Here is a 19,590-nt window from a genome sequence, read left to right on the forward strand (position 1 = left end):
CAACGAGGCACGGCTGAAACCAGGGGGTTCTCCGATCACTTGCGCCGGGACGGAAAAGCGGATATAGATGTTAGTTGAAATCTAACTACGGATATCAAGCAATGCGTGTCAGCCGTGAACAAGCCACCCGAAACCGTCAGAATGTGATCGACGTCGCCAGTCGCCTGTTCCGGGAACATGGGTTTGACGGGATTGGCCTCAAGGATCTGATGAAAAGTGCCGGACTGACCCAGGGCGCTTTCTACAAGCAGTTCGCCTCAAAAGAGGACCTTATCGCACAGGCATCGCAACGCGCGCTCGGGGGATCGACGGAACAATGGATCGAAGCCACCGAGAAAAATCCGGACAATCCGCTTGAGGCCGCGGTCGCATTCTATCTCAGCAAGGACCATCAGGAAGCCAGAATGGATGGCTGCCCGATCGTCGCACTTGGTGCCGATGCCGCCCGGCAAAGCCCTGACGTCAAAGCTTCATTTGAAGCTGGCGTGAAGGCTCATCTTGACGTGCTTGGCCAAATGATTTCGGCAGCCAGCGAGGCAGAGCGGGAAGAAAAGTCAATCGCCATCCTGTCGCTGATGGTTGGTGCCCTGACATTGGCCCGAGTTGTCAACGATCCGGAAATGGCAAAATCATTTCTGGATGCTGCGGCCAAAAAAGTCCGGGAAATCGCCTGAGATCGCGACCACCAAGCATTTTGCGAAGAACAGAATGTTTGGGACGAACATGTCCCGTCAGGAATCTGGCAATTTCGAAAATCGCTGCCAAGCATAGAGCTCCTGCGCACGGGGCTTCGTGCGCCAATGCGATGCCCTCCCTCAATGCAAGCGTGACAGCCTTCTTCTCACTATCATGCATTATGAAGTGCGGTAGCACGCGTGATCAGGACCGCACCCGCCGCTCCTATCGCATGACCAAGCGCGATGCCACCTCCCTCCACACTCACAATACATCGGGTCGCCCCTGCTGCCTGCAGGACAGAGGACCGCACGACCGCAAAAGCCTCCGCCTCAAGGAACAGGCTATTTGACGGGCAAAATCCCCAGCAGCCAGACGCTCTGCCTGATCACAGATTATTTGTTGCGACAGCTATTTAGATTTCGATTGAAATCTAAATCTTTTATAGAGTATGAGTGAAATCTATTCACTCAGTCGGACAATGCTCGGGATTCCATCATCCCAAAACAGGAAAGAACAACCATGCCGAATTCTAAAGTTGTGGTCGTAACCGGCGTATCGTCTGGCATTGGCCGCGCTACTGCCATCAAGTTTGCCCAAATGGGCTGCCGGGTCTTTGGGACCGTGCGAAATATTGAAAAAGCACAGTCCATAGAAGGCGTTGAACTGATCGAGATGGATGTCCGCGACGAAACAGCTGTTCAAAATGGTGTTCAAGCCATCATTGCTCAGGCCAATCGCATTGATGTCGTGATCAACAGTGCGGGCGTGACCCTGCTCGGCGCGACAGAAGAGACCTCTATTGCCGAAGCACAGTCGCTATTTGACACCAACGTTTTTGGCATCCTGCGCGTCGTAAAAGCTGTCCTACCCTATATGCGCGAACAAGGTTCGGGGCGCATTGTTAATATCAGCTCGGTACTGGGTTTTCTTCCTGCCCCGTATATGGGCCTCTATTCAGCATCGAAGCATGCTGTTGAAGGCCTCTCGGAGACTCTGGATCATGAAGTCCGCAAATTTGGAATCCGGGTATCGCTTGTCGAACCGTCCTTCACCAAGACCAATATGGACATCAACGCGCCCCAGACAGCATCAACAATCTCAGCCTATGACAAGGATCGCAATACGGTATTCGAAGCCATCCAAGCGAATGTCCACAAAGCCCCCGAGCCAGATGAGGTCACTTCCACGATCGTTAATCTTGCCCTAGGCACATGGAAGATGCGACGGACACCAAAAGGCGAGGCCTCGCTTCTCAGAAAACTGCGACGGTTCATGCCGTTCGGCCCAGTGGATTCCGGCCTCAGGAAAACCTTTGGGCTTTCCTGAACGGACGAGCATCATAACGCGGACGATGTCCGGGAAAGCTGAAGCCCGCATCAGCGGTGCGCTCAAATCAGAACCAGCAGACCGCGCTCGTCTGAGTACATCAGCCAAAAACCGGATTTCCCGCAATCCGGGAAGTCCCGACGAACCCGGGGCTTCGGCATCCTCGCCAACGGAGCACAGATCGGCTGCCTTCCGTCTCATGACCTGCTCCGGTCACTTTCGGCAATGGCGGTACTTCCCGGTAACCACCGAGGACCAGACAAACTCCGGGCGCACGGGCCCCACCTTTCGACCGTTGACGGGCCATAGCTCAATGCTGCCCCCTCCTGCCATTCCTGCCGCTCCCGGCAAATTTAACGCTCCTTTCCCAACAAGACGCACCTCTCCCGTCATGACAAATGATCGGGTTAGTCCCCTTAGTCCTCTACCTTAGTCCTCGGGCAGAATGGCCGTAATGGCTCCGCCAGCCGCCGCCCCACATCCTGCGGAGTGTTCCGCCGCCTTTTCTATGTCCGCGTCTTTGCCGCATCATCCTGATCACCTCCTTGATCCAGCCCCAAACGCAAAAACCCGCAAGGCACAAGGCCTTGCGGGTTTCGGTCCGGGTGCATTTCTCCCGTTGACTTTTCTCTTATGCCACAAACAAAAGAACAAATCAAGAACTTTTACGAAAATTTGGTAGGCATTTTAGGGGAAATGTGCCCCACGACGTTAAAAATCGCGGGACACAATCACCAATTAACAGTTTAATATCAACAAGTTAACTGCATGAGTGGTAGGCCCGGAGGGACTTGAACCCCCAACCAGACCGTTATGAGCGGTCGGCTCTAACCAATTGAGCTACGGGCCCCAAAGGGGAATAGAAAAGACCGCGCCAATTGTTTGGCGCGGTCCCGAAAACTAGCGATTTTCGGGCCAAGGTCAAGCCCGAACGTCGCAAGATTCTTTAATAATCGAGGAACGAACGCAATTTGCGCGAGCGTGACGGATGCTTGAGCTTGCGCAGCGCCTTTGCCTCGATCTGGCGGATACGTTCGCGGGTCACGGAGAACTGCTGACCAACCTCTTCGAGGGTATGGTCGGTGTTCATGCCGATCCCGAAACGCATACGCAGAACACGTTCTTCACGCGGAGTGAGCGATGCCAGAACGCGCGTGGTGGTTTCACGCAGGTTGGCCTGGATCGCAGCGTCAAGCGGCTGAACGGCGTTCTTGTCTTCGATGAAATCGCCAAGATGGCTGTCTTCCTCGTCCCCGATCGGGGTTTCGAGAGAGATCGGTTCCTTGGCGATTTTCAGGACCTTACGAACCTTTTCAAGCGGCATCTGCAGTTTTTCTGCCAGCTCTTCCGGGGTCGGCTCGCGACCGATTTCATGCAACATCTGGCGCGAGGTACGAACCAGCTTGTTGATGGTTTCGATCATGTGAACCGGAATACGGATCGTGCGGGCCTGATCAGCGATGGAACGCGTAATCGCCTGACGGATCCACCAGGTCGCATAGGTCGAGAATTTGTAACCGCGGCGGTATTCAAACTTGTCCACCGCCTTCATCAGGCCGATATTGCCTTCCTGAATAAGATCAAGGAACTGAAGGCCACGGTTGGTATATTTTTTGGCGATCGAAATCACGAGACGCAGGTTGGCCTCGATCATTTCCTTTTTCGCACGTGCCGCTTCGCGCTCGCCTTTGTTAACGACGCCGTAAACACGACGGAATTCACCGATCGGCAAGCCGACTTCGGCGGAAACACCGCCAACCTGTTCACGCAGTTGGGCGATTTCATCCGGGTAGCGTTCGATGAAAGCCTTCCAGCCCTTGCCCGGCAGTTCGCCAACGCGCTCCATCCAGTTCGGGTCAAGTTCATGGCCCTGATACTGTTTGACGAAATCGGGGCGTTTAATCTTGCAACGGTCGGCAAAACGCAGAAGCTTGCCCTCAAGGCCGAGCAAACGGTTGTTCAAGCCGGTCAGATGATCAAGCAGTTCCTCGATCCGGAAGTTGTTCAGGTGAACATCTTCCATCAGGTCAACCATCTCGCCTTTCAGCTTGGCATACCGCTTTTCGGTCGCAGCCGGAACGGTTTCGCCCTTGTTCATCGCGACAAGGCGCTGTTCCTGGGCCTTGTGCAGTTTTTCGTAGGTTTTCGCGATCAGCTCGAACTTCTCAAGAACCTGCTCGGTCAGTTCCTCTTCCATTTTGGAAAGCGAAACGTTGACCTGCTCGTTCTCGTCATCGTCCTCGTCGTCGCCATCACCCTCGCCTTCTTCGCCTTCGGAATCATCGTCCGACTCTTCGTCGTCGTCCTCTTCTTCCTCGTCGCTGGCAGGCGCACCGGTCGGCTCAGGCGTTTCGGTTTCGGCTTCTTCGTCTTCGTCGGCATCGGTTTCGACGGCGGCTGCCTCGAAATCATCGCCTTCGGCGTCGGCTTCTTCACCTTCTTCGGCTGCGATTTCTGCATCCGGACCACCGCCATAGGTGGTTTCCAGATCGATCACATCGCGAAGCAGAAGGTTGCCTGCCTGAAGCTGATCATGCCAGTTGACGATCGCACGAATGGTCAGCGGGGATTCGCAAATCCCGCCAATCATCATGTCACGGCCAGCCTCGATACGCTTGGCAATGGCGATTTCGCCCTCACGCGACAGCAGTTCTACACTGCCCATCTCACGCAGATACATCCGGACCGGGTCATCGGTACGGCCAACATCATCTTCGGAAATATTGCCGCTCGGATCCGAGTCTTTCTCGTCATCGTCGTCCGAGTCGTCACCATCCTCGCCATCGATAACATTGATGCCCATCTCGTTGAGATTGCTCATCACGTCTTCGATCTGCTCGGAGGAAAAATGCTCCGACGGCAAGGCAGCATTCAGTTCATCGACCGAGATGTGGCCCTTCTCCTTGCCCTTGGCAATGAGCTTCTTGATGGCCGCTTTATATGTATCGAGAAGAGGTCCGTCTGCGGTTTCAGAAGAGTTCTTTTTCTCTTCAGCGTTCGAAGTCTTAGACGACATCTATTCCCCGTTTCCCGCTGGGTACAGTTCGTACCGTTGTTGTCCCACGCACTGTTTTCATCAGCGCAAATCACAAATAGCCCGAACGCCGATCCCGCATACAAACCGCATGCATCGATCAGTCGTCGAGCTTAAACACTTTTTCCCGGCGCCGGGCCAGATCGTCGCGTCTATGCGAAAATCTTTCCCATTCTTCCTCGCTGATATCTGCTGCCAACTGTCGGACGGCGTATTTTGCCTCTTCGTCCTCCAGGGAGCTTACAGCCATGGAAAAAACCTGTTCCCAACCCGCACGAGCCCGTTCGAGCGGCGTTTCGGGCCTGGCGAAAGCGGCGTGCGCCAAAATGTCCGCACCAACCACCCGCAATACTGTCTCTGACAGCCCGTCGCGCTCCAAATGGGCCTTGATTGTTTCGGAATCAAGTCCGGGATCACCGTCAAGCAGCTTTAAGACGGCACGACGAAGATTGTCAAGGTCGGAGTCTGCACAAGTGTAGATTCCAAGCCGCTCGCCAACATCCTCATGCAGGTGGGGATGGTTTATCAACGTTACCAGCAAAATACAGTCCTGTACGACACGACGTTTTTGCATGGGTGGACGCGACATCCCCGGAACGGCTTTACCTGCCGGTTCCCAGAAATAGTCTTTTTTTCCGCCTTTGCCACCCCGGTTGAATTTTTTGTTCTGGTATCCGCCGCCTGGCGCAGGCCGTGATCCCCCGCCTTTTGCGCGATCACCCTTGAATAATTGCCAGATACGATCCCGGAACATCGACTGATATTGCGATCTGACCGCGTCATCACCGATTGCCGAAATGCGTTTCTGAATATCGGCCTCAAGGGCCGCACGGCGTTCTGGGGTGTCCGTTGCCCGCCCACCAACTTCCATGCGCCATACCAGTTCCGCCAGCGGCACGGCGCTATCGAGTATCTTGCGGAAACTGGCAAATCCGTTTGCTCCCGCCATCAGACTATCGGGGTCTTCGCCCTCCGGCAGGATCGAAAACAGCAATGATTTGCCCGGACGCAGGATGGGAAGGGCACGCTCTGCGGCACGCACCGCCGCGCGCTTGCCCGCCGCATCACCATCAAGGCACAGGATCGGCTCGTTGGTCATTTTCCAAAGCTCGCCGATCTGTTCTTCGGTCACCGCTGTCCCCAACGGGGCCACTGCCCCGCGGAACCCGGCCCGGTGCAAGGCGATCACATCCATGTAACCTTCGGTCACGATGATCGGTGCATCCTGCTGGCTGGCTTCACGGGCCTGCGGCAAGCCATAAAGAAGCTGGCCCTTGTGGAACAAAGGTGTATCAGGACTATTCAGATACTTTGGCTTGGTATCGCCCATGACACGCCCGCCAAAGGCAACAACCCTACCCCTTCGATCAAGGATCGGAAACATCACGCGACCACGGAACCGGTCATAGGTCTGACGGCCCTGATCTTCGGGCTCGATCAGAAGCCCAGCTTCAATCATCAGCGGCTCGTCAAATTCCTCGCGTTTGAGCGCGGCCTTCAGCGCACCACGATTATCGGGTGCAAAGCCCAGTCGGAATTCGGCAATCGTTTTATCGTCAAGACCGCGACGACGAAAATATTCAAGCCCTTCGCGACCTTCGGGCATATGAAGCACGCGCTCATAAAATACGCAGGCTGCTTCCATTACTTCGTAAAGTGTCTTGGCCTTTTTTTCACGTTCCTGGGCTTCACGGGATGGTTTGGGCACATCCATGCCGACCTGATTGGCCAGCACCTCGACCGCCTCGACAAAGGTCAGCCCGCGGGTATTCATCACAAAACTGATCACGTCGCCATGCGCGCCACAGCCAAAGCAGTGATAGAAGCCCTTCTGCTCGTTGACCGTGAAAGACGGGGATTTTTCGGAATGGAATGGACACAGGCCAGAATATTCCCGGCCGCGTTTAATCAGCTTCACCGACGTACCGACAATATCTGCCAGTCCGACGCGCGCCCGCAGATCGTCAAGAAACGACTGGGGAAAGCTCATGATTGTCCCGATCCCGTGATCATGTTGATACCAAGTCCCGTTTTACCCTTTTATTGATTCCATTCTGAAATCCGGGCTTAGGGACGACGAAAGCCGGACGATTTTACACGCCCGGCTTCCATAAAAAATAGCTATTCTCGAAATCAGCCGAGAAGTTTTTTCGCAACACCGCCGGCTTTGCCGAAATCCATGCAGCTGGCATATTTTTCGCGAAGCGCCGCCATCGTCCGGCCCATATCCTTAAGGCATGTCGCGCCAAGGTCGGTCACAACCCCCTTAACAGCCGCCTCGATTTCTTCATCGGACATCTGCTTGGGCAGGAACCGTTCAATCACGCCAATCTCTGCGGCTTCCTGCGCTGCAAGTTCGGGGCGATTGCCCTTGGTGTACATTTCGATGCTTTCGCGACGCTGTTTAACCATCGCCTGCAGCAGGGTCAGGATTTCCTCGTCGGAAATACCATCCGTATTCCCCTCTCCGCGTGCCGCAATATCGCGTTCCTTGAGTGCTGCCAGAATGAGGCGCACGGTGGTCACGGATACGGCATCCTTTTCGAGGACGGCCTTTTTCAAAGCGTCTGTAAGCTGCGATCGCAGCATGGCTTATCTCTGATTCTGTGGAAGAAAGGAGCGAACATACCCCAAAAGCGCCATCTAAGCAAAGAAAACCTTTCCACTCAACTTATTGATTTTAAAAGAAAAATAAAAGTTTGGATGCATCCTTGACAGGGCGACACGACTCCCGTAGACATCCGCCAATTTGCCTGCCGGGATGAGGTTTTAACCCGCTTTCAGCATATTGCACCAACGTCTTTTGACGTTACGGTCGTTCATGCTGGGGATACCTTGTCATGTCCGCATGCCCGATATGCAGGGGAATTTGGCCGTTTTTCTCGGCCTTCTCGTAATTATTATATATAAAGACTCCGTGTCTCACCGTGGAAAGATCGAAAGGACATTCGCCAATGTCAGCGCCCACGCACACCCCGCCTCCTGGAGCTTCTGCCGTTCTGGTACTTGCTGATGGTTCTGTTTACTGGGGACGAGGCGTCGGCGCCCGAGGAGAGGTGGTTGGTGAAGTCTGCTTCAACACCTCGATCACGGGCTACCAGGAAATCATGACCGACCCGTCCTATGCCGGGCAGATGATCACCTTTACTTTCCCCCATATCGGCAATGTCGGCACCAATGACGAGGATATCGAAAACGCAATCCCCGTCGCCCTTGGCTGCATCCTGCGCCAGGACATTACCGAGCCGTCAAACTATCGCGCAAAGGGTCATTTCAATGACTGGCTGGCAAAGCATGGCCGGATCGGCATAGCCGGTATTGATACCCGCCGCCTGACCAAACGCATCCGTAACGAGGGTGCTCCGAACGGTGTGATCTGCCACAACCCGGATGGCAAGTTCGATATCGATGCCCTGATCGCCAAGGCCAATGAATGGCCGGGCCTGGAGGGCATGGACCTTGCCAAGGACAATAGCTGCACCGAGGGTTATGACTGGGATCAGACCCTTTGGACCCGCGAAGGCGGTTATGGCGAACTGGGCAATGCCAAACACCATGTTGTTGCCATCGATTACGGTGTGAAACGCAACATTCTGCGTAATCTTGCCGCGCTTGAATGCAAAGTATCGGTTGTTCCGGCAACGACGTCCGCCGAAGAAATCCTTGCGATGAACCCGGATGGGGTCTTCCTTTCGAACGGCCCTGGCGATCCGGCGGCGACCGGCGAATATGCGGTTCCGACCATCAAAAAACTGATCGCCAGCGGCAAACCGGTTTTCGGTATCTGCCTTGGTCATCAGATGATGGCGCTCGCCCTTGGTGCGAAAACCAAAAAGATGGATGTCGGTCATCGCGGCGCGAACCATCCGGTAAAGGACACCACAACCGGTGTCGTGGAAATCACCAGCCAGAACCACGGCTTTGTCGTCGACAAGGACAGCCTGCCCGACAATGTCGAAGCAACACACTTCTCGCTGTTTGACGGATCCCTTGCCGGGCTTCGCCTGAAAGACAAACCGGTCTTTGCGGTTCAGTACCACCCCGAAGCATCCCCGGGACCGCATGATAGCCATTACCTGTTCAAACGTTTCGTTGGCCTGATCGAAGACGCGAAAGCCTGATAGCGCGACGACATCAGCGACAAGCGATTAACGGACTTAATTTCGGGCGGTGCAGCAATCGCGCCCGCCACGCCAAAAGCGGAAAAAGACATGCCGAAACGTACAGATATCAAATCCATCCTTATCATCGGTGCCGGCCCGATTGTCATTGGTCAGGCCTGCGAGTTCGATTATTCCGGTGCACAGGCCTGCAAGGCCCTGAAGGAAGAAGGCTATCGCGTCATTCTGGTCAACTCGAACCCGGCGACGATCATGACCGATCCGAACCTGGCCGATGCAACCTATATCGAGCCGATCACACCTGAAATGGTCGCCAAGATCATCGAAAAGGAACGCCCGGATGCCCTGCTGCCGACCATGGGTGGTCAGACAGCACTGAATACCGCACTGGCACTTTATGACGATGGCACGCTGGATAAATATGGCGTTGAAATGATCGGTGCGAAAAAGCACGTGATCGAAAAAGCCGAAGACCGTCAGCTTTTCCGCGAAGCCATGGACAAGATCGGCCTTGAAAGCGCGCGTTCCGCAATGGTCCGTACCTTTGAAGAAGCCGTTGTTGCCCTTGAAACTACCGGTCTTCCGGCCATCATCCGGCCAAGCTTCACCCTTGGCGGTGAAGGCGGCGGCATTGCCTATAACCGCGAAGAATTCGAACAGATCGTGCGTAATGGTCTGGCGATTTCGCCGACCCATACGGTTCTGGTCGAAGAATCCATTCTTGGCTGGAAAGAATACGAGATGGAAGTCGTCCGTGATCACGCGGATAACTGCATCATCATCTGCTCAATCGAAAACGTCGACCCGATGGGCATTCATACCGGGGATTCGATCACCGTTGCCCCGGCCCTGACCCTGACGGACAAGGAATACCAGATCATGCGCGACGCCTCCCTGGCGGTCCTGCGCGAGATCGGTGTGGATACCGGCGGCTCGAACGTTCAGTTCGCGGTCAATCCTGATGATGGTCGCCTGATCGTTATTGAAATGAACCCGCGCGTGTCGCGTTCGTCTGCGCTGGCATCCAAGGCGACCGGCTTCCCGATTGCCAAAATCGCGGCCAAGCTGGCGGTTGGTTACACACTTGACGAACTTGATAACGACATTACCGGCGTCACCCCGGCTTCGTTCGAGCCGACCATCGATTATGTCGTCACCAAAATTCCGCGCTTCACCTTTGAAAAATTCCCGGGTGCGCAGGCGCTTCTGGGGACTGCGATGAAGTCGGTTGGCGAAGCCATGTCGATTGGTGGCTCCTTTGCCGAAAGCCTTCAGAAAGGCCTGCGGTCGATGGAAACCGGCCTGACGGGTCTGAACGAAGTCAAAATCGAAGGTGCACCGGACAAGGCCGCGATCCGTGCGAAACTGACACAGCCGATGCCGTTCCGCATTCTTTACGCGGCACAGGCGTTCCGGCATGGCCTGTCCCTGTCGGAAATCCAGCAAGCCACCAAGTTTGATCCGTGGTATCTGCGCCAGATCGAAATGCTGGTCTCCGAAGAAGAGCAGGTCCGCGCAAACGGCATCCCGAAAGACAAGCAGGAATTGCTGCGTCTCAAGAAACTCGGTTTCTCGGATGCGCGTCTGGCGGAACTGGCCGGTATCGAAGAAGACGCCGTGCGCGAAACCCGCCAGGCTATGAACCTTCGCCCGGTTTACAAACGCATTGATACCTGTGCGGCCGAATTCCCGTCGCGCACGTCCTACATGTATTCGCTTTACGAAGGCGACGGTTTCTTTGAACCGGAAAACGAAGCCGAAGTCACCGATCGCAAGAAAGTCATTATTCTTGGCGGTGGACCGAACCGTATCGGTCAGGGTATCGAATTTGATTACTGCTGTGTGCACGCGGCTTACGCGCTTCGCGAAGTCGGCATCGAAGCCATCATGGTCAACTGCAACCCGGAGACGGTTTCAACCGACTATGACACTTCGGACCGCCTGTATTTCGAACCGCTGACCGCCGAAGACGTCATCGAACTTTGCCAGCTTGAACAAAGCAAGGGCGAACTTCTTGGCGTGATCGTTCAGTATGGCGGCCAGACCCCGCTTAAACTGTCCGCTGCCCTTGAAAAAGCAGGCATTCCGATCCTTGGTACCAGCCCGGACAGTATCGACCTTGCCGAAGACCGCGACCGGTTCCAGGAACTGATCCACAAGCTGGGCCTGAAACAGCCGGCCAACGGCATTGCGCGTTCGGTTGACGAAGCTGTTAAAATCGCCGAAAGCATCGGTTACCCGATCGTAATCCGCCCAAGCTACGTGCTTGGCGGCCGCGCGATGGAAATCGTTCACACCACCGAAGACCTGCTGCGCTATATGACCGAAGCCGTTCAGGTTTCGGGCAAAAGCCCGGTTCTGATCGACAGCTTCCTTCAGGATGCGATCGAAATTGATGCCGACGCGGTTTCGGACGGGGAAAATGTCTTTGTGGCCGGCATCATGCAGCATATCGAGGAAGCCGGTATCCATTCCGGTGACAGTGCCTGCTCGCTGCCGCCCTACTCGCTGGGTCAGGACATGATTGATCGCCTGAAAGAACAGACTGTTCAGCTAGCCAAGGCACTTGATGTTGTTGGCCTGATGAACGTGCAGTTTGCGATCAAGGGCGATGTGATCTATCTGATCGAAGTCAACCCGCGTGCCTCGCGTACTGTTCCGTTTGTTGCCAAGGCCACCGGCAACCCGATTGCAAAAATCGGCGCGCGCATCATGGCAGGCGAAAAGCTTTCGGACTTCAGGATCAACGAAGGTCCGTTCAAGCATATTGCGGTCAAGGAAGCGGTGCTTCCGTTCAACCGCTTCCCGGGTGTCGACACCCTGCTTGGCCCGGAAATGCGTTCAACCGGCGAAGTCATGGGCCTTGATACCGATTTCGGTCGCGCCTTTGCCAAGGCCCAAATGGCGGCGGGTCACGATTTGCCGCAATCTGGCAAGATCTTCATGTCAGTCAAAAACTATGACAAACCGGCCGCTGTTCAACTCGCACGCGACGCGATCGAGCTTGGCTTTGTGATTGTTGCGACGCATGGCACTGCCGAAGCTCTTGAAAAAGAAGGGCTGGACGTTACCCCGGTCAATAAGGTACAGGAAGGACGTCCCCATATCGTGGACATGATGAAGAACGGCGATATCAACCTGGTATTCAATACCACCGAGAGCAAACAGGCCGTGGTCGACAGTTTCTCGATCCGGCGGACTGCACTCAGCAACGATATTCCGTACTACACCACGATTGCCGGTGCCCGCGCCACCCTGCGTGCCATCGACAACCTGAAACGCGGAGCACTTGCAGTGCGGCCCGTTCAGGAATATCTTGGGGATGAATACTGAGGTTCCTTTTCGAACCCGTTCAACGAGTTTAGACCGCCCGGCGGTATCTGCCGGGCGGTCGATTTTGTAGTATCGATCGCTAATAAGAATAGGCTGTGAGCGCGATGGAAAAAGTACCTATGACCCCGCAAGGGCATCAGCGCCTCGAAGAAGAGCTGAAGCACCGCAAATCCGTCGAACGCCTTGAAATCATCAAGGCGATCTCGGAAGCGCGCGAGCATGGCGATCTCTCGGAAAACGCCGAATACCATGCTGCGCGTGAACGACAGAGCTTCTGCGAAGGTCGAATTGCCGAACTGGAAGATGTTCTTAGCCGCTCCGAAGTCATCGATGTCAAATCGCTGGCCGGATCGGTCGTCAAATTCGGTGCGACCGTGCATCTTGTTGACGAAGACACCGACGAGGAAACCACCTATCAGGTTGTCGGTCCGATCGAGGCTGATATCAATTCCGGCCGCATTTCGACCACGTCTCCGATTGGCCGGGCGCTGATCGGCAAGGCTGTTGGTGAATCCGTAGAAGTCACCGTTCCCGGTGGTACAAAGAGCTACGAGATCCTTACGGTCAAGTTCGCCTGATCCTCGATACACTATCTTGCGAAAGTACGGCCCGATAAATATCGGGCCGTTTTTTTTGATCCAAATACTCTGCACAAGTATCTGCCATGACATCTGATATCATCATTTCAAAGGCCCGTCCGGAAGACAGCATCCATGTCGCCGACATGTCGAATGCCCTGCATGTCGAACTTGATTACGACAATCCGCCCCACACGACCGAAAGCATCCATAAAATGATGTTCGGGCCAAAAGCACTGATCAAAAGCCTGATCGCATGGAACGGAGGTCGCGCTGTCGGACAGACGATCTTTCAACCGTTCTATAACCCGGATTACTCGAAGATCGGGTTATGGATGACCGAGCTTTACGTTGCACCCGATATGCGTTCGGAAAAGATCGGAAACAAACTGATGAAGGCACTTGGCAAACTCGCCATCGATGAGGGCTATATTTCGATGTGGTGGTCCGTCCTGCATCGCAACGAGGCCGCCTGCCGGTTTTACGAACGGCTGGGAGCGCGCAATTCCGGCGCCCTGCAGTACGAAATTGATGGTGATGAGCTAAAGGACCTTGCCCGATAGGGAAATAAATCATCAGGCAGATGACAAAGCATTGAATTCAGAATACTTTCCGGCATAATTCTGAAATGATCGTTCCGGAAGTATCGGGAACATCAACAGGGTGCGACGCCCGGCCGGGGGGATAACGGGCGTCTCGAAGCGGGACCGGTTGAATTGACCGGTCCCGCTTCGATTATCGGATCAGCAATTGGTACATTCAAAAAACAAAAAACCGGCGACCAAAGGGTGCCGGTTTTCAAAGTTTGGCGTGGCAACGCACGTCAGTCTTCAGCTTCAATATCGATGGGAACGCCGGGCTGATTTTTAGCGGTACGAATCGAAAGTGCCGATTTCACATGATTGACGTTTTCCGCAACGGTCAGCTCGGTCGTCAGAAACTTCTGATATTCGTCCCAGCTATGCGAAACGATTTTCAAAAGGAAATCCATTTCACCTGCAACCATATGACATTCACGCACTTCCGGCCATGCCGCAGCACGGCCCTCGAAGGCGCGCAGATCATGTTCGGCCTGACTTGCAAGACCGACCAGCGCAAACACGGTTACATTGTAACCCAGCGCCTGGGCATCAACGTCGGCATGATAGCCCTGAATGAAACCGGCTTCTTCAAGCGCACGGACACGACGCAGACAGGGTGGCGCAGAAATACCTGCACGGCGTGCAAGTTCCACATTGGTCATGCGGCCATCTTCCTGGAGATCGTGCAGAATTCTGCGGTCGATCTTGTCGAGTTTGACCCGTTGCATTTATCCCTCGATTCTGTGCGCTGAACTTACCCCGGACGAAACAATATTACAGGGGGCCGGTACGCTGGCAATAATATATTCGGCGGCAGAATGCAATCTGCCCTTTTGTAATGCGCACAAATGCGTTGCACAATTTTGTATCAAAACGTTGCAAACCGCCATTTTCCGCCAGTCGCGATGGCGGAGTAAAATACCCGATCAGGAACTGTTCCGAAAACCTTGCAAAACATCGTGCGAGGCGGTTGCGCAATGCCATATCACCCCATATGTTCGGAACCTGTTTTTCACTGACCACAATATGCAAAGCACATGGCCCAGGAACATAACACCAAAGTCCTCATCATCGGATCCGGCCCGGCCGGTTACACAGCGGCGATTTATGCTGCACGCGCCAATCTGGAACCCATGATGGTTATGGGCCTGCAGCCGGGTGGGCAGTTGACGATCACGACAGATGTCGAAAACTATCCCGGCTTTGCCAACGTCATCCAGGGCCCGTGGCTGATGGATCAGATGAAGGCACAGGCCGAGCATGTCGGAACCAGAATGGTTCATGACCTGATCACCGAAGTCGACTTTTCCAAACGCCCCTTTGTCTGCAAAGGCGATTCGGGTGATATCTATGTCGCAGAAAGCGTGATCATTTCAACCGGTGCACAGGCCCGGTGGCTTGGCCTTCCGGGCGAAGAAAAATTCAACGGTCGTGGTGTCTCTGCATGCGCCACCTGCGACGGTTTCTTCTATCGCAACAAACCGGTCGTGGTTGTTGGTGGTGGCAATACCGCTGTTGAAGAAGCCCTTTATCTTGCCGGGATCTGCTCGAAGGTGACACTCGTGCATCGTCGCGACGAACTGCGCGCGGAAAAAATGCTGCAGGATCGCCTGCTGAAGCATGAAAAGATCGATGTCGTCTGGGACAGCGTCATTGACGATATCCTCGGTGGCGACGGCCCGATGGACGGCGTTGAAGCCGTTCGCGTGCGCAATGTCAAAACCGGTGATCTTTCCGACATCACCGCCGATGGCTTCTTTGTCGCGATCGGTCATGATCCGGCAACCGCCGTGTTCAAGGGGCAAATCGACATGGATGATGAAAATTACATCCTCGTCAAACCGGGTAGCACCACAACCAACGTTCACGGTGTCTTTGCCGCAGGTGATGTGACCGACAAGATTTACCGTCAGGCAGTTACTGCGGCGGGCATGGGCTGCATGGCGGCACTCGAAGCTGAAAAGTTCATTGCCGAGCACAACGAATAAGCACGGTCATCCTTACCGGATATGACAAAGGGGCGCCAATGGTGCCCCTTTTTTGTGCCTACGGCCTGGAAATATGACTGCATTCAGAAACGGCGAACGTGCCAATTTTCGGCAATCCCCTGAGTTCATTTATGAATCCGGCGTGAACGAAATCACCACTTTCGTAATTGGTTGCTTGCAGATCGTGCCAAAGGCCTCATATTGATTTAATGATATCAGTTTGGAAGCAATTTCACATGCGGCTTAATAGTGTGGAAACCAAATGCTTCTAAGAAGAAGATAAAGAAGTATCAGGGGACTGGCGCGGCAATGGCGCGACAGTGACATTAGGAGCAGGTCTATGGACTGGGACAAGCTGCGTGTTTTTCACGCTGTTGCGGAAGCTGGAAGCTTCACACACGCGGGGGAAAATCTCAATCTGAGCCAGTCGGCGGTCAGCCGACAGATCAGCGCACTTGAAGAAAGCGTCAAGGTGCCGCTATTCCACCGCCATGCACGCGGCCTGATCCTGACCGAGCAAGGCGAACTTCTGTATCGCACGGCCCATGATGTGTTTGCCAAACTTTCCATGGCCGAAGCCCGCATTCGCGAATCCAAGGAACGTCCCAGCGGTCCGTTAAAAGTAACCACCACGGTTGCCTTCGGATCAACCTGGCTGACCCCGCGTATCAACGAATTCCTTGAACGCTATCCAGAAATTGAACTGTCGCTGGTGCTCAATGACGAGGAACTCGATCTTGCCATGCGCGAGGCCGATGTTGCTATCCGCATGCAGCCACCGCGTCAGGCTGATCTCGTTCAGCGCCAATTAATGACATTGCGCTATCATGTCTTTGCGTCGCCTGAGTATATCAAGCAGTTCGGCATTCCCAAAAAGCCCGAAGACCTCAAAGATCATCGTCTGATCATTTACGGTGCGGATGCGCGCCCACCGGTCTCGAACGTCAACTGGATGATGGCCGTCGCCCAGCAGTTCAAACCGGATATGCGGCCGATCCTGAAACTGAACAATATCTATGGCATCTTCCGTGCGACCGAGTCCGGGCTTGGTATTTCGGCCCTGCCCGATTACCTGCTGCCGACTGACAGCAATCTGGTCCGCATTCTGCCGGAACTCGAAGGGCCAAGCTTCGATGCCTATTTCGTTTATCCTGAAGAACTGCGTCATTCCAAACGCATTGCCGTCTTCCGCGATTTCCTGATCGAGGAAATCAGTAAGGTCAAAGCCAAGATGAACGCCGCCGCCGCGACCGATTAATGCAAGCGACAAGAGAAGAATCCGAAAGCCCCGCACCGAAATCGGCTGCGGGGCTTTTTTTTTGATGTGCCAGCCCGTAAAAATACAACCCCTAGTTCATGCGAGAAACTGCAATAGCAGGTCTTCAACACAAAACCCTGACGCGAACTGTCACCGATAATGACCTTTTGAACCAGTTCATCAGCACTCAAAATCAGCTTCTCCAGGAAAACGCAGTCATAATAGCTTCAAATTACTGACATTTTTTCGCCATGCACTCAGCGCATGGTTGGATTGTTGTTATTCTATTTTTAAGCGTAAGATCATATGCGTATATTCACATCAGAAGTTGTTAGCGACCGCGAAAGCGATGAGCGCTTTCATCTTTCCCTGATCTCCGCATGATCCGTCTGCCGAAACGTTATTCGGCATGGAATCTTCCCTGGATTCCACGTCTCCCAGACGTTAAAGCCTCCCTGTTGATCTTGCCGGTAGCTCCCCCTAGCTACCGGCATTTTTTTCGCATTCGCACAATTAAGTGGCAGCGAATTGATCAAAAGATTGGGAACAAGCGCATTAGAAACCATAAATATTGTAGTTATTTCAGATGCTTAATGTCTGAATTTTCGTAGCCCAAGATTTATGCAATTTACGCATGGCTGAATGAGCAATTTGACAGTGGTGTTTCCCGTCAAAAACGCTATCTTCCTCTTCGAACCGCAGCGGTGAATAACTGCATCGCGGTACAGAGTTTTCTCCCTGACCGAATTTTCGGTCTTTGTCGGGCGCCCTGCCCGGCATACCCAGGGCCCTGAGAAGGGTCCTACGTCTCCCAGACGTGAAGCCTCCCTGATAAACTTGCCGGGCACATTTGTTGCCCGGCTTTTTTTTTGCCTTGATGAAATCCCTTCCTCTAGCAGGCACAACTGTGATCGGTCCCGGCTTGGCAGTCACAGATAAACCGCGCAGTATGGCATCTGCGTGCAATGGCGTCTGACGATCAGGGTTGAAATCATGAAAAGCAATATTGGCCAATTCCTGTTTGGCAAACCGGCACAGGATCGTCTGCCGGACCGTGTGCGCGATGCCATTGCCCGTCAGCAGCAGGACAGCGAAAAACTGATCGGCTGGGTGCAGTTGCTGCTGGTGACGATCTTTGCGACCCTTTACACCGTGTCGCCCAAAACATTCATGAATACCGGAATTCATCCGGTGCCATGGGCTTTGGGGCTGTATTTCCTGTTTACCTTTATCCGGCTGGTGCTGTCCTACCGCGGCAGCCTGTCGAACTGGTTCCTGACGCTGTCAGTCATTGCCGATATTGGTTTGCTGATGGTCCTGATCTGGAGCTTCCATATCCAGTATATGCAACCGGCAAGCTTCTATCTCAAAGCGCCGACCATGATCTATGTGTTCATCTTCATCTCGTTGCGCACCCTGCGGTTTGATCCGCGTTATATTTTGCTGGCCGGGGCAACGGCGGCGATTGGCTGGCTGATACTGGTCTTTTATGTGATCTGGAGCGAACGGGGCGAGAGCATGGTCACACGGGATTATGTGACCTATCTGACATCCAATTCGATCCTGATCGGGGCCGAGATCGACAAGATCATTTCCATTGTTCTGGTATCAGCCGTGCTGGCGATTGCGGTTTCACGCGCACAACGTTCCTTTACCCGTGCCGTTACCGATGAAATCGCGGCAAGCGAGCTGTCGCGCTTTATCTCGCCCGAGGTCGCGGCCCGCATTACCCACGCAAACCAGCAAATCAAACCCGGCGACGGCGAAGCCGCCAAAGCCACCATCATGTTCACCGATATCGAAGGGTTTTCTGGCATTTCCGAAAAGCTGAGCCCGCAGGAACTTGCCGCAATGCTCAATGAATATTTCGCAGCAACCAGCAATGTGATCAACAAACACGGCGGCGTCATCACCCAGTTTCAGGGGGATGCCATGCTGATTACCTTCAACGCCGTCAAACCTGATCCCGATCACGCGTTAAACGCCGTCCGCACGGCAATTGATATCACACGGCTCTGTGCCGACACCACATTCTGTCATGGTGGAAAGCTTAAAACCCGATGCGGCATCAATACCGGGGATATCGTAATAGGTGCAATTGGCTCGGAAAACCGGCTGACCTTCACCGTCCATGGCGACAACGTCAATATCGCCGCCCGGCTTGAACAGCTTAACAAACAATATGGAAGCTACATCCTTGCAACCGAGGATACAGTGAAGTCCTGCCAGGAAGAGTTCGCATGGCAGGCACGCGGCGAGGTCACCGTGCGCGGGCGTGAAACGCCAACGCCGATCTTCAGCCTCTAGGCAGATGCGCTTATCGCCTTTGCCATCCCCACAAAGAAAAAGCGCGCGGCGGGCGATTTGCCCGCCCCACGCTTTTTGGGGACAGATGGTCTTGGGGAGACCGGTCAGATACGGTGCCTTGACCTTGGGGTGCAGATCACTGCGGGGGACAGTGATTTTAAAGGTCCCGGTGATTAGCGAGGGAGGGGCGCTTCACCGGCGTTTCCGCATCTGACAATTGTGAATATGCCCTTGAATTGGGGCGTAAAAACCGGCCGGTAATGACCATTCAGGGGCAAATTGGGGCGAAATAAAGTTTGGAACTGTAACCGCGAAAAGCCGTTCCCGATTTGGGAAAAAAGAAGGGGCGGGATTTACCCGCCCCATTTTCGGGGTCTTCATGGTCT

General features: G+C 54.2%; 14 protein-coding genes and 1 tRNA gene. 9 read left to right on the plus strand and 6 right to left on the minus strand.

What is annotated here, in order from left to right; translation table 11 throughout:
* The first annotated feature begins 101 nt into the window (after positions 1-101).
* The gene (locus tag J7395_RS01585) at positions 102-674 is read left to right on the plus strand and encodes a TetR/AcrR family transcriptional regulator (RefSeq protein ID WP_209220322.1); all 573 of its coding nucleotides are present in this window, start codon (positions 102-104) and stop codon (positions 672-674) included.
* A 173-nt stretch (positions 675-847) separates the two neighbouring features.
* Here J7395_RS01585 and J7395_RS21035 read toward each other — a convergent pair whose 3' ends face one another.
* On the minus strand, positions 848-1,018 hold the full coding sequence (locus J7395_RS21035) for a hypothetical protein (RefSeq protein ID WP_348541211.1): 171 nt from the start codon (positions 1,016-1,018) through the stop codon (positions 848-850).
* 179 nt (positions 1,019-1,197) lie between these two features.
* On the opposite strand from J7395_RS21035, the gene J7395_RS01595 reads away from it, so the two are divergent.
* Complete coding sequence (locus J7395_RS01595; RefSeq protein ID WP_209220324.1) at positions 1,198-2,004, plus strand: oxidoreductase; 807 nt, start codon at positions 1,198-1,200, stop codon at positions 2,002-2,004.
* Between the two features lie 773 nt (positions 2,005-2,777).
* On the opposite strand, the gene J7395_RS01600 is transcribed toward J7395_RS01595, so the two are convergent.
* From J7395_RS01600 to J7395_RS01615, 4 genes are all read right to left on the minus strand, one after another.
* Positions 2,778-2,854: transfer RNA gene (locus J7395_RS01600), tRNA-Ile, on the minus strand.
* Between the two features lie 96 nt (positions 2,855-2,950).
* On the minus strand, positions 2,951-5,020 hold the full coding sequence (gene rpoD / locus J7395_RS01605) for an RNA polymerase sigma factor RpoD (protein WP_114109689.1): 2,070 nt from the start codon (positions 5,018-5,020) through the stop codon (positions 2,951-2,953).
* A 118-nt stretch (positions 5,021-5,138) separates the two neighbouring features.
* Positions 5,139-7,028: a DNA primase gene (dnaG, locus tag J7395_RS01610; protein ID WP_062960794.1), complete on the minus strand. Its 1,890-nt coding sequence runs from the start codon at positions 7,026-7,028 to the stop codon at positions 5,139-5,141.
* Positions 7,029-7,171: 143 nt separating this feature from the next.
* Positions 7,172-7,627 carry a GatB/YqeY domain-containing protein gene (locus tag J7395_RS01615; protein WP_062947972.1) on the minus strand — a complete coding sequence of 152 codons (456 nt, stop codon included), beginning with the start codon at positions 7,625-7,627 and terminating at the stop codon, positions 7,172-7,174.
* Positions 7,628-7,992: 365 nt separating this feature from the next.
* On the opposite strand from J7395_RS01615, the gene carA reads away from it, so the two are divergent.
* The 4 genes from carA to J7395_RS01635 all read left to right on the plus strand — a co-directional run bounded on the left by carA (position 7,993) and on the right by J7395_RS01635 (position 13,633).
* A complete protein-coding gene (carA, locus tag J7395_RS01620) occupies positions 7,993-9,159 on the plus strand; it encodes a glutamine-hydrolyzing carbamoyl-phosphate synthase small subunit (protein WP_209220325.1) in 1,167 nt (388 codons plus the stop codon).
* Positions 9,160-9,249: 90 nt separating this feature from the next.
* A complete protein-coding gene (carB, locus tag J7395_RS01625) occupies positions 9,250-12,492 on the plus strand; it encodes a carbamoyl-phosphate synthase large subunit (protein WP_209220326.1) in 3,243 nt (1,080 codons plus the stop codon).
* 104 nt (positions 12,493-12,596) lie between these two features.
* On the plus strand, positions 12,597-13,070 hold the full coding sequence (gene greA / locus J7395_RS01630) for a transcription elongation factor GreA (RefSeq protein WP_062947978.1): 474 nt from the start codon (positions 12,597-12,599) through the stop codon (positions 13,068-13,070).
* An 86-nt stretch (positions 13,071-13,156) separates the two neighbouring features.
* Positions 13,157-13,633 carry a GNAT family N-acetyltransferase gene (locus J7395_RS01635; protein WP_209220327.1) on the plus strand — a complete coding sequence of 159 codons (477 nt, stop codon included), beginning with the start codon at positions 13,157-13,159 and terminating at the stop codon, positions 13,631-13,633.
* Between the two features lie 260 nt (positions 13,634-13,893).
* Here the strand turns inward: J7395_RS01635 and J7395_RS01640 are convergent, their stop codons facing one another.
* The gene (locus tag J7395_RS01640) at positions 13,894-14,379 is read right to left on the minus strand and encodes an Lrp/AsnC family transcriptional regulator (protein WP_209220328.1); all 486 of its coding nucleotides are present in this window, start codon (positions 14,377-14,379) and stop codon (positions 13,894-13,896) included.
* Positions 14,380-14,688: 309 nt separating this feature from the next.
* Here J7395_RS01640 and trxB point away from each other — a divergent pair, with 309 nt between their 5' ends.
* The 3 genes from trxB to J7395_RS01655 all read left to right on the plus strand — a co-directional run bounded on the left by trxB (position 14,689) and on the right by J7395_RS01655 (position 19,204).
* Positions 14,689-15,639, plus strand: a complete 951-nt coding sequence (gene trxB / locus J7395_RS01645) for a thioredoxin-disulfide reductase (protein ID WP_062947984.1) — start codon at positions 14,689-14,691, stop codon at positions 15,637-15,639.
* A 340-nt stretch (positions 15,640-15,979) separates the two neighbouring features.
* On the plus strand, positions 15,980-16,897 hold the full coding sequence (locus J7395_RS01650) for a LysR family transcriptional regulator (protein ID WP_062947986.1): 918 nt from the start codon (positions 15,980-15,982) through the stop codon (positions 16,895-16,897).
* 993 nt (positions 16,898-17,890) lie between these two features.
* Positions 17,891-19,204 carry an adenylate/guanylate cyclase domain-containing protein gene (locus J7395_RS01655; protein ID WP_209220329.1) on the plus strand — a complete coding sequence of 438 codons (1,314 nt, stop codon included), beginning with the start codon at positions 17,891-17,893 and terminating at the stop codon, positions 19,202-19,204.
* The last annotated feature ends 386 nt before the right edge of the window (positions 19,205-19,590 follow it).

This window comes from Thalassospira sp. A3_1 (assembly GCF_017744215.1).
GTDB classification, from domain to species: Bacteria; Pseudomonadota; Alphaproteobacteria; order Rhodospirillales; family Thalassospiraceae; genus Thalassospira; species Thalassospira lucentensis_A.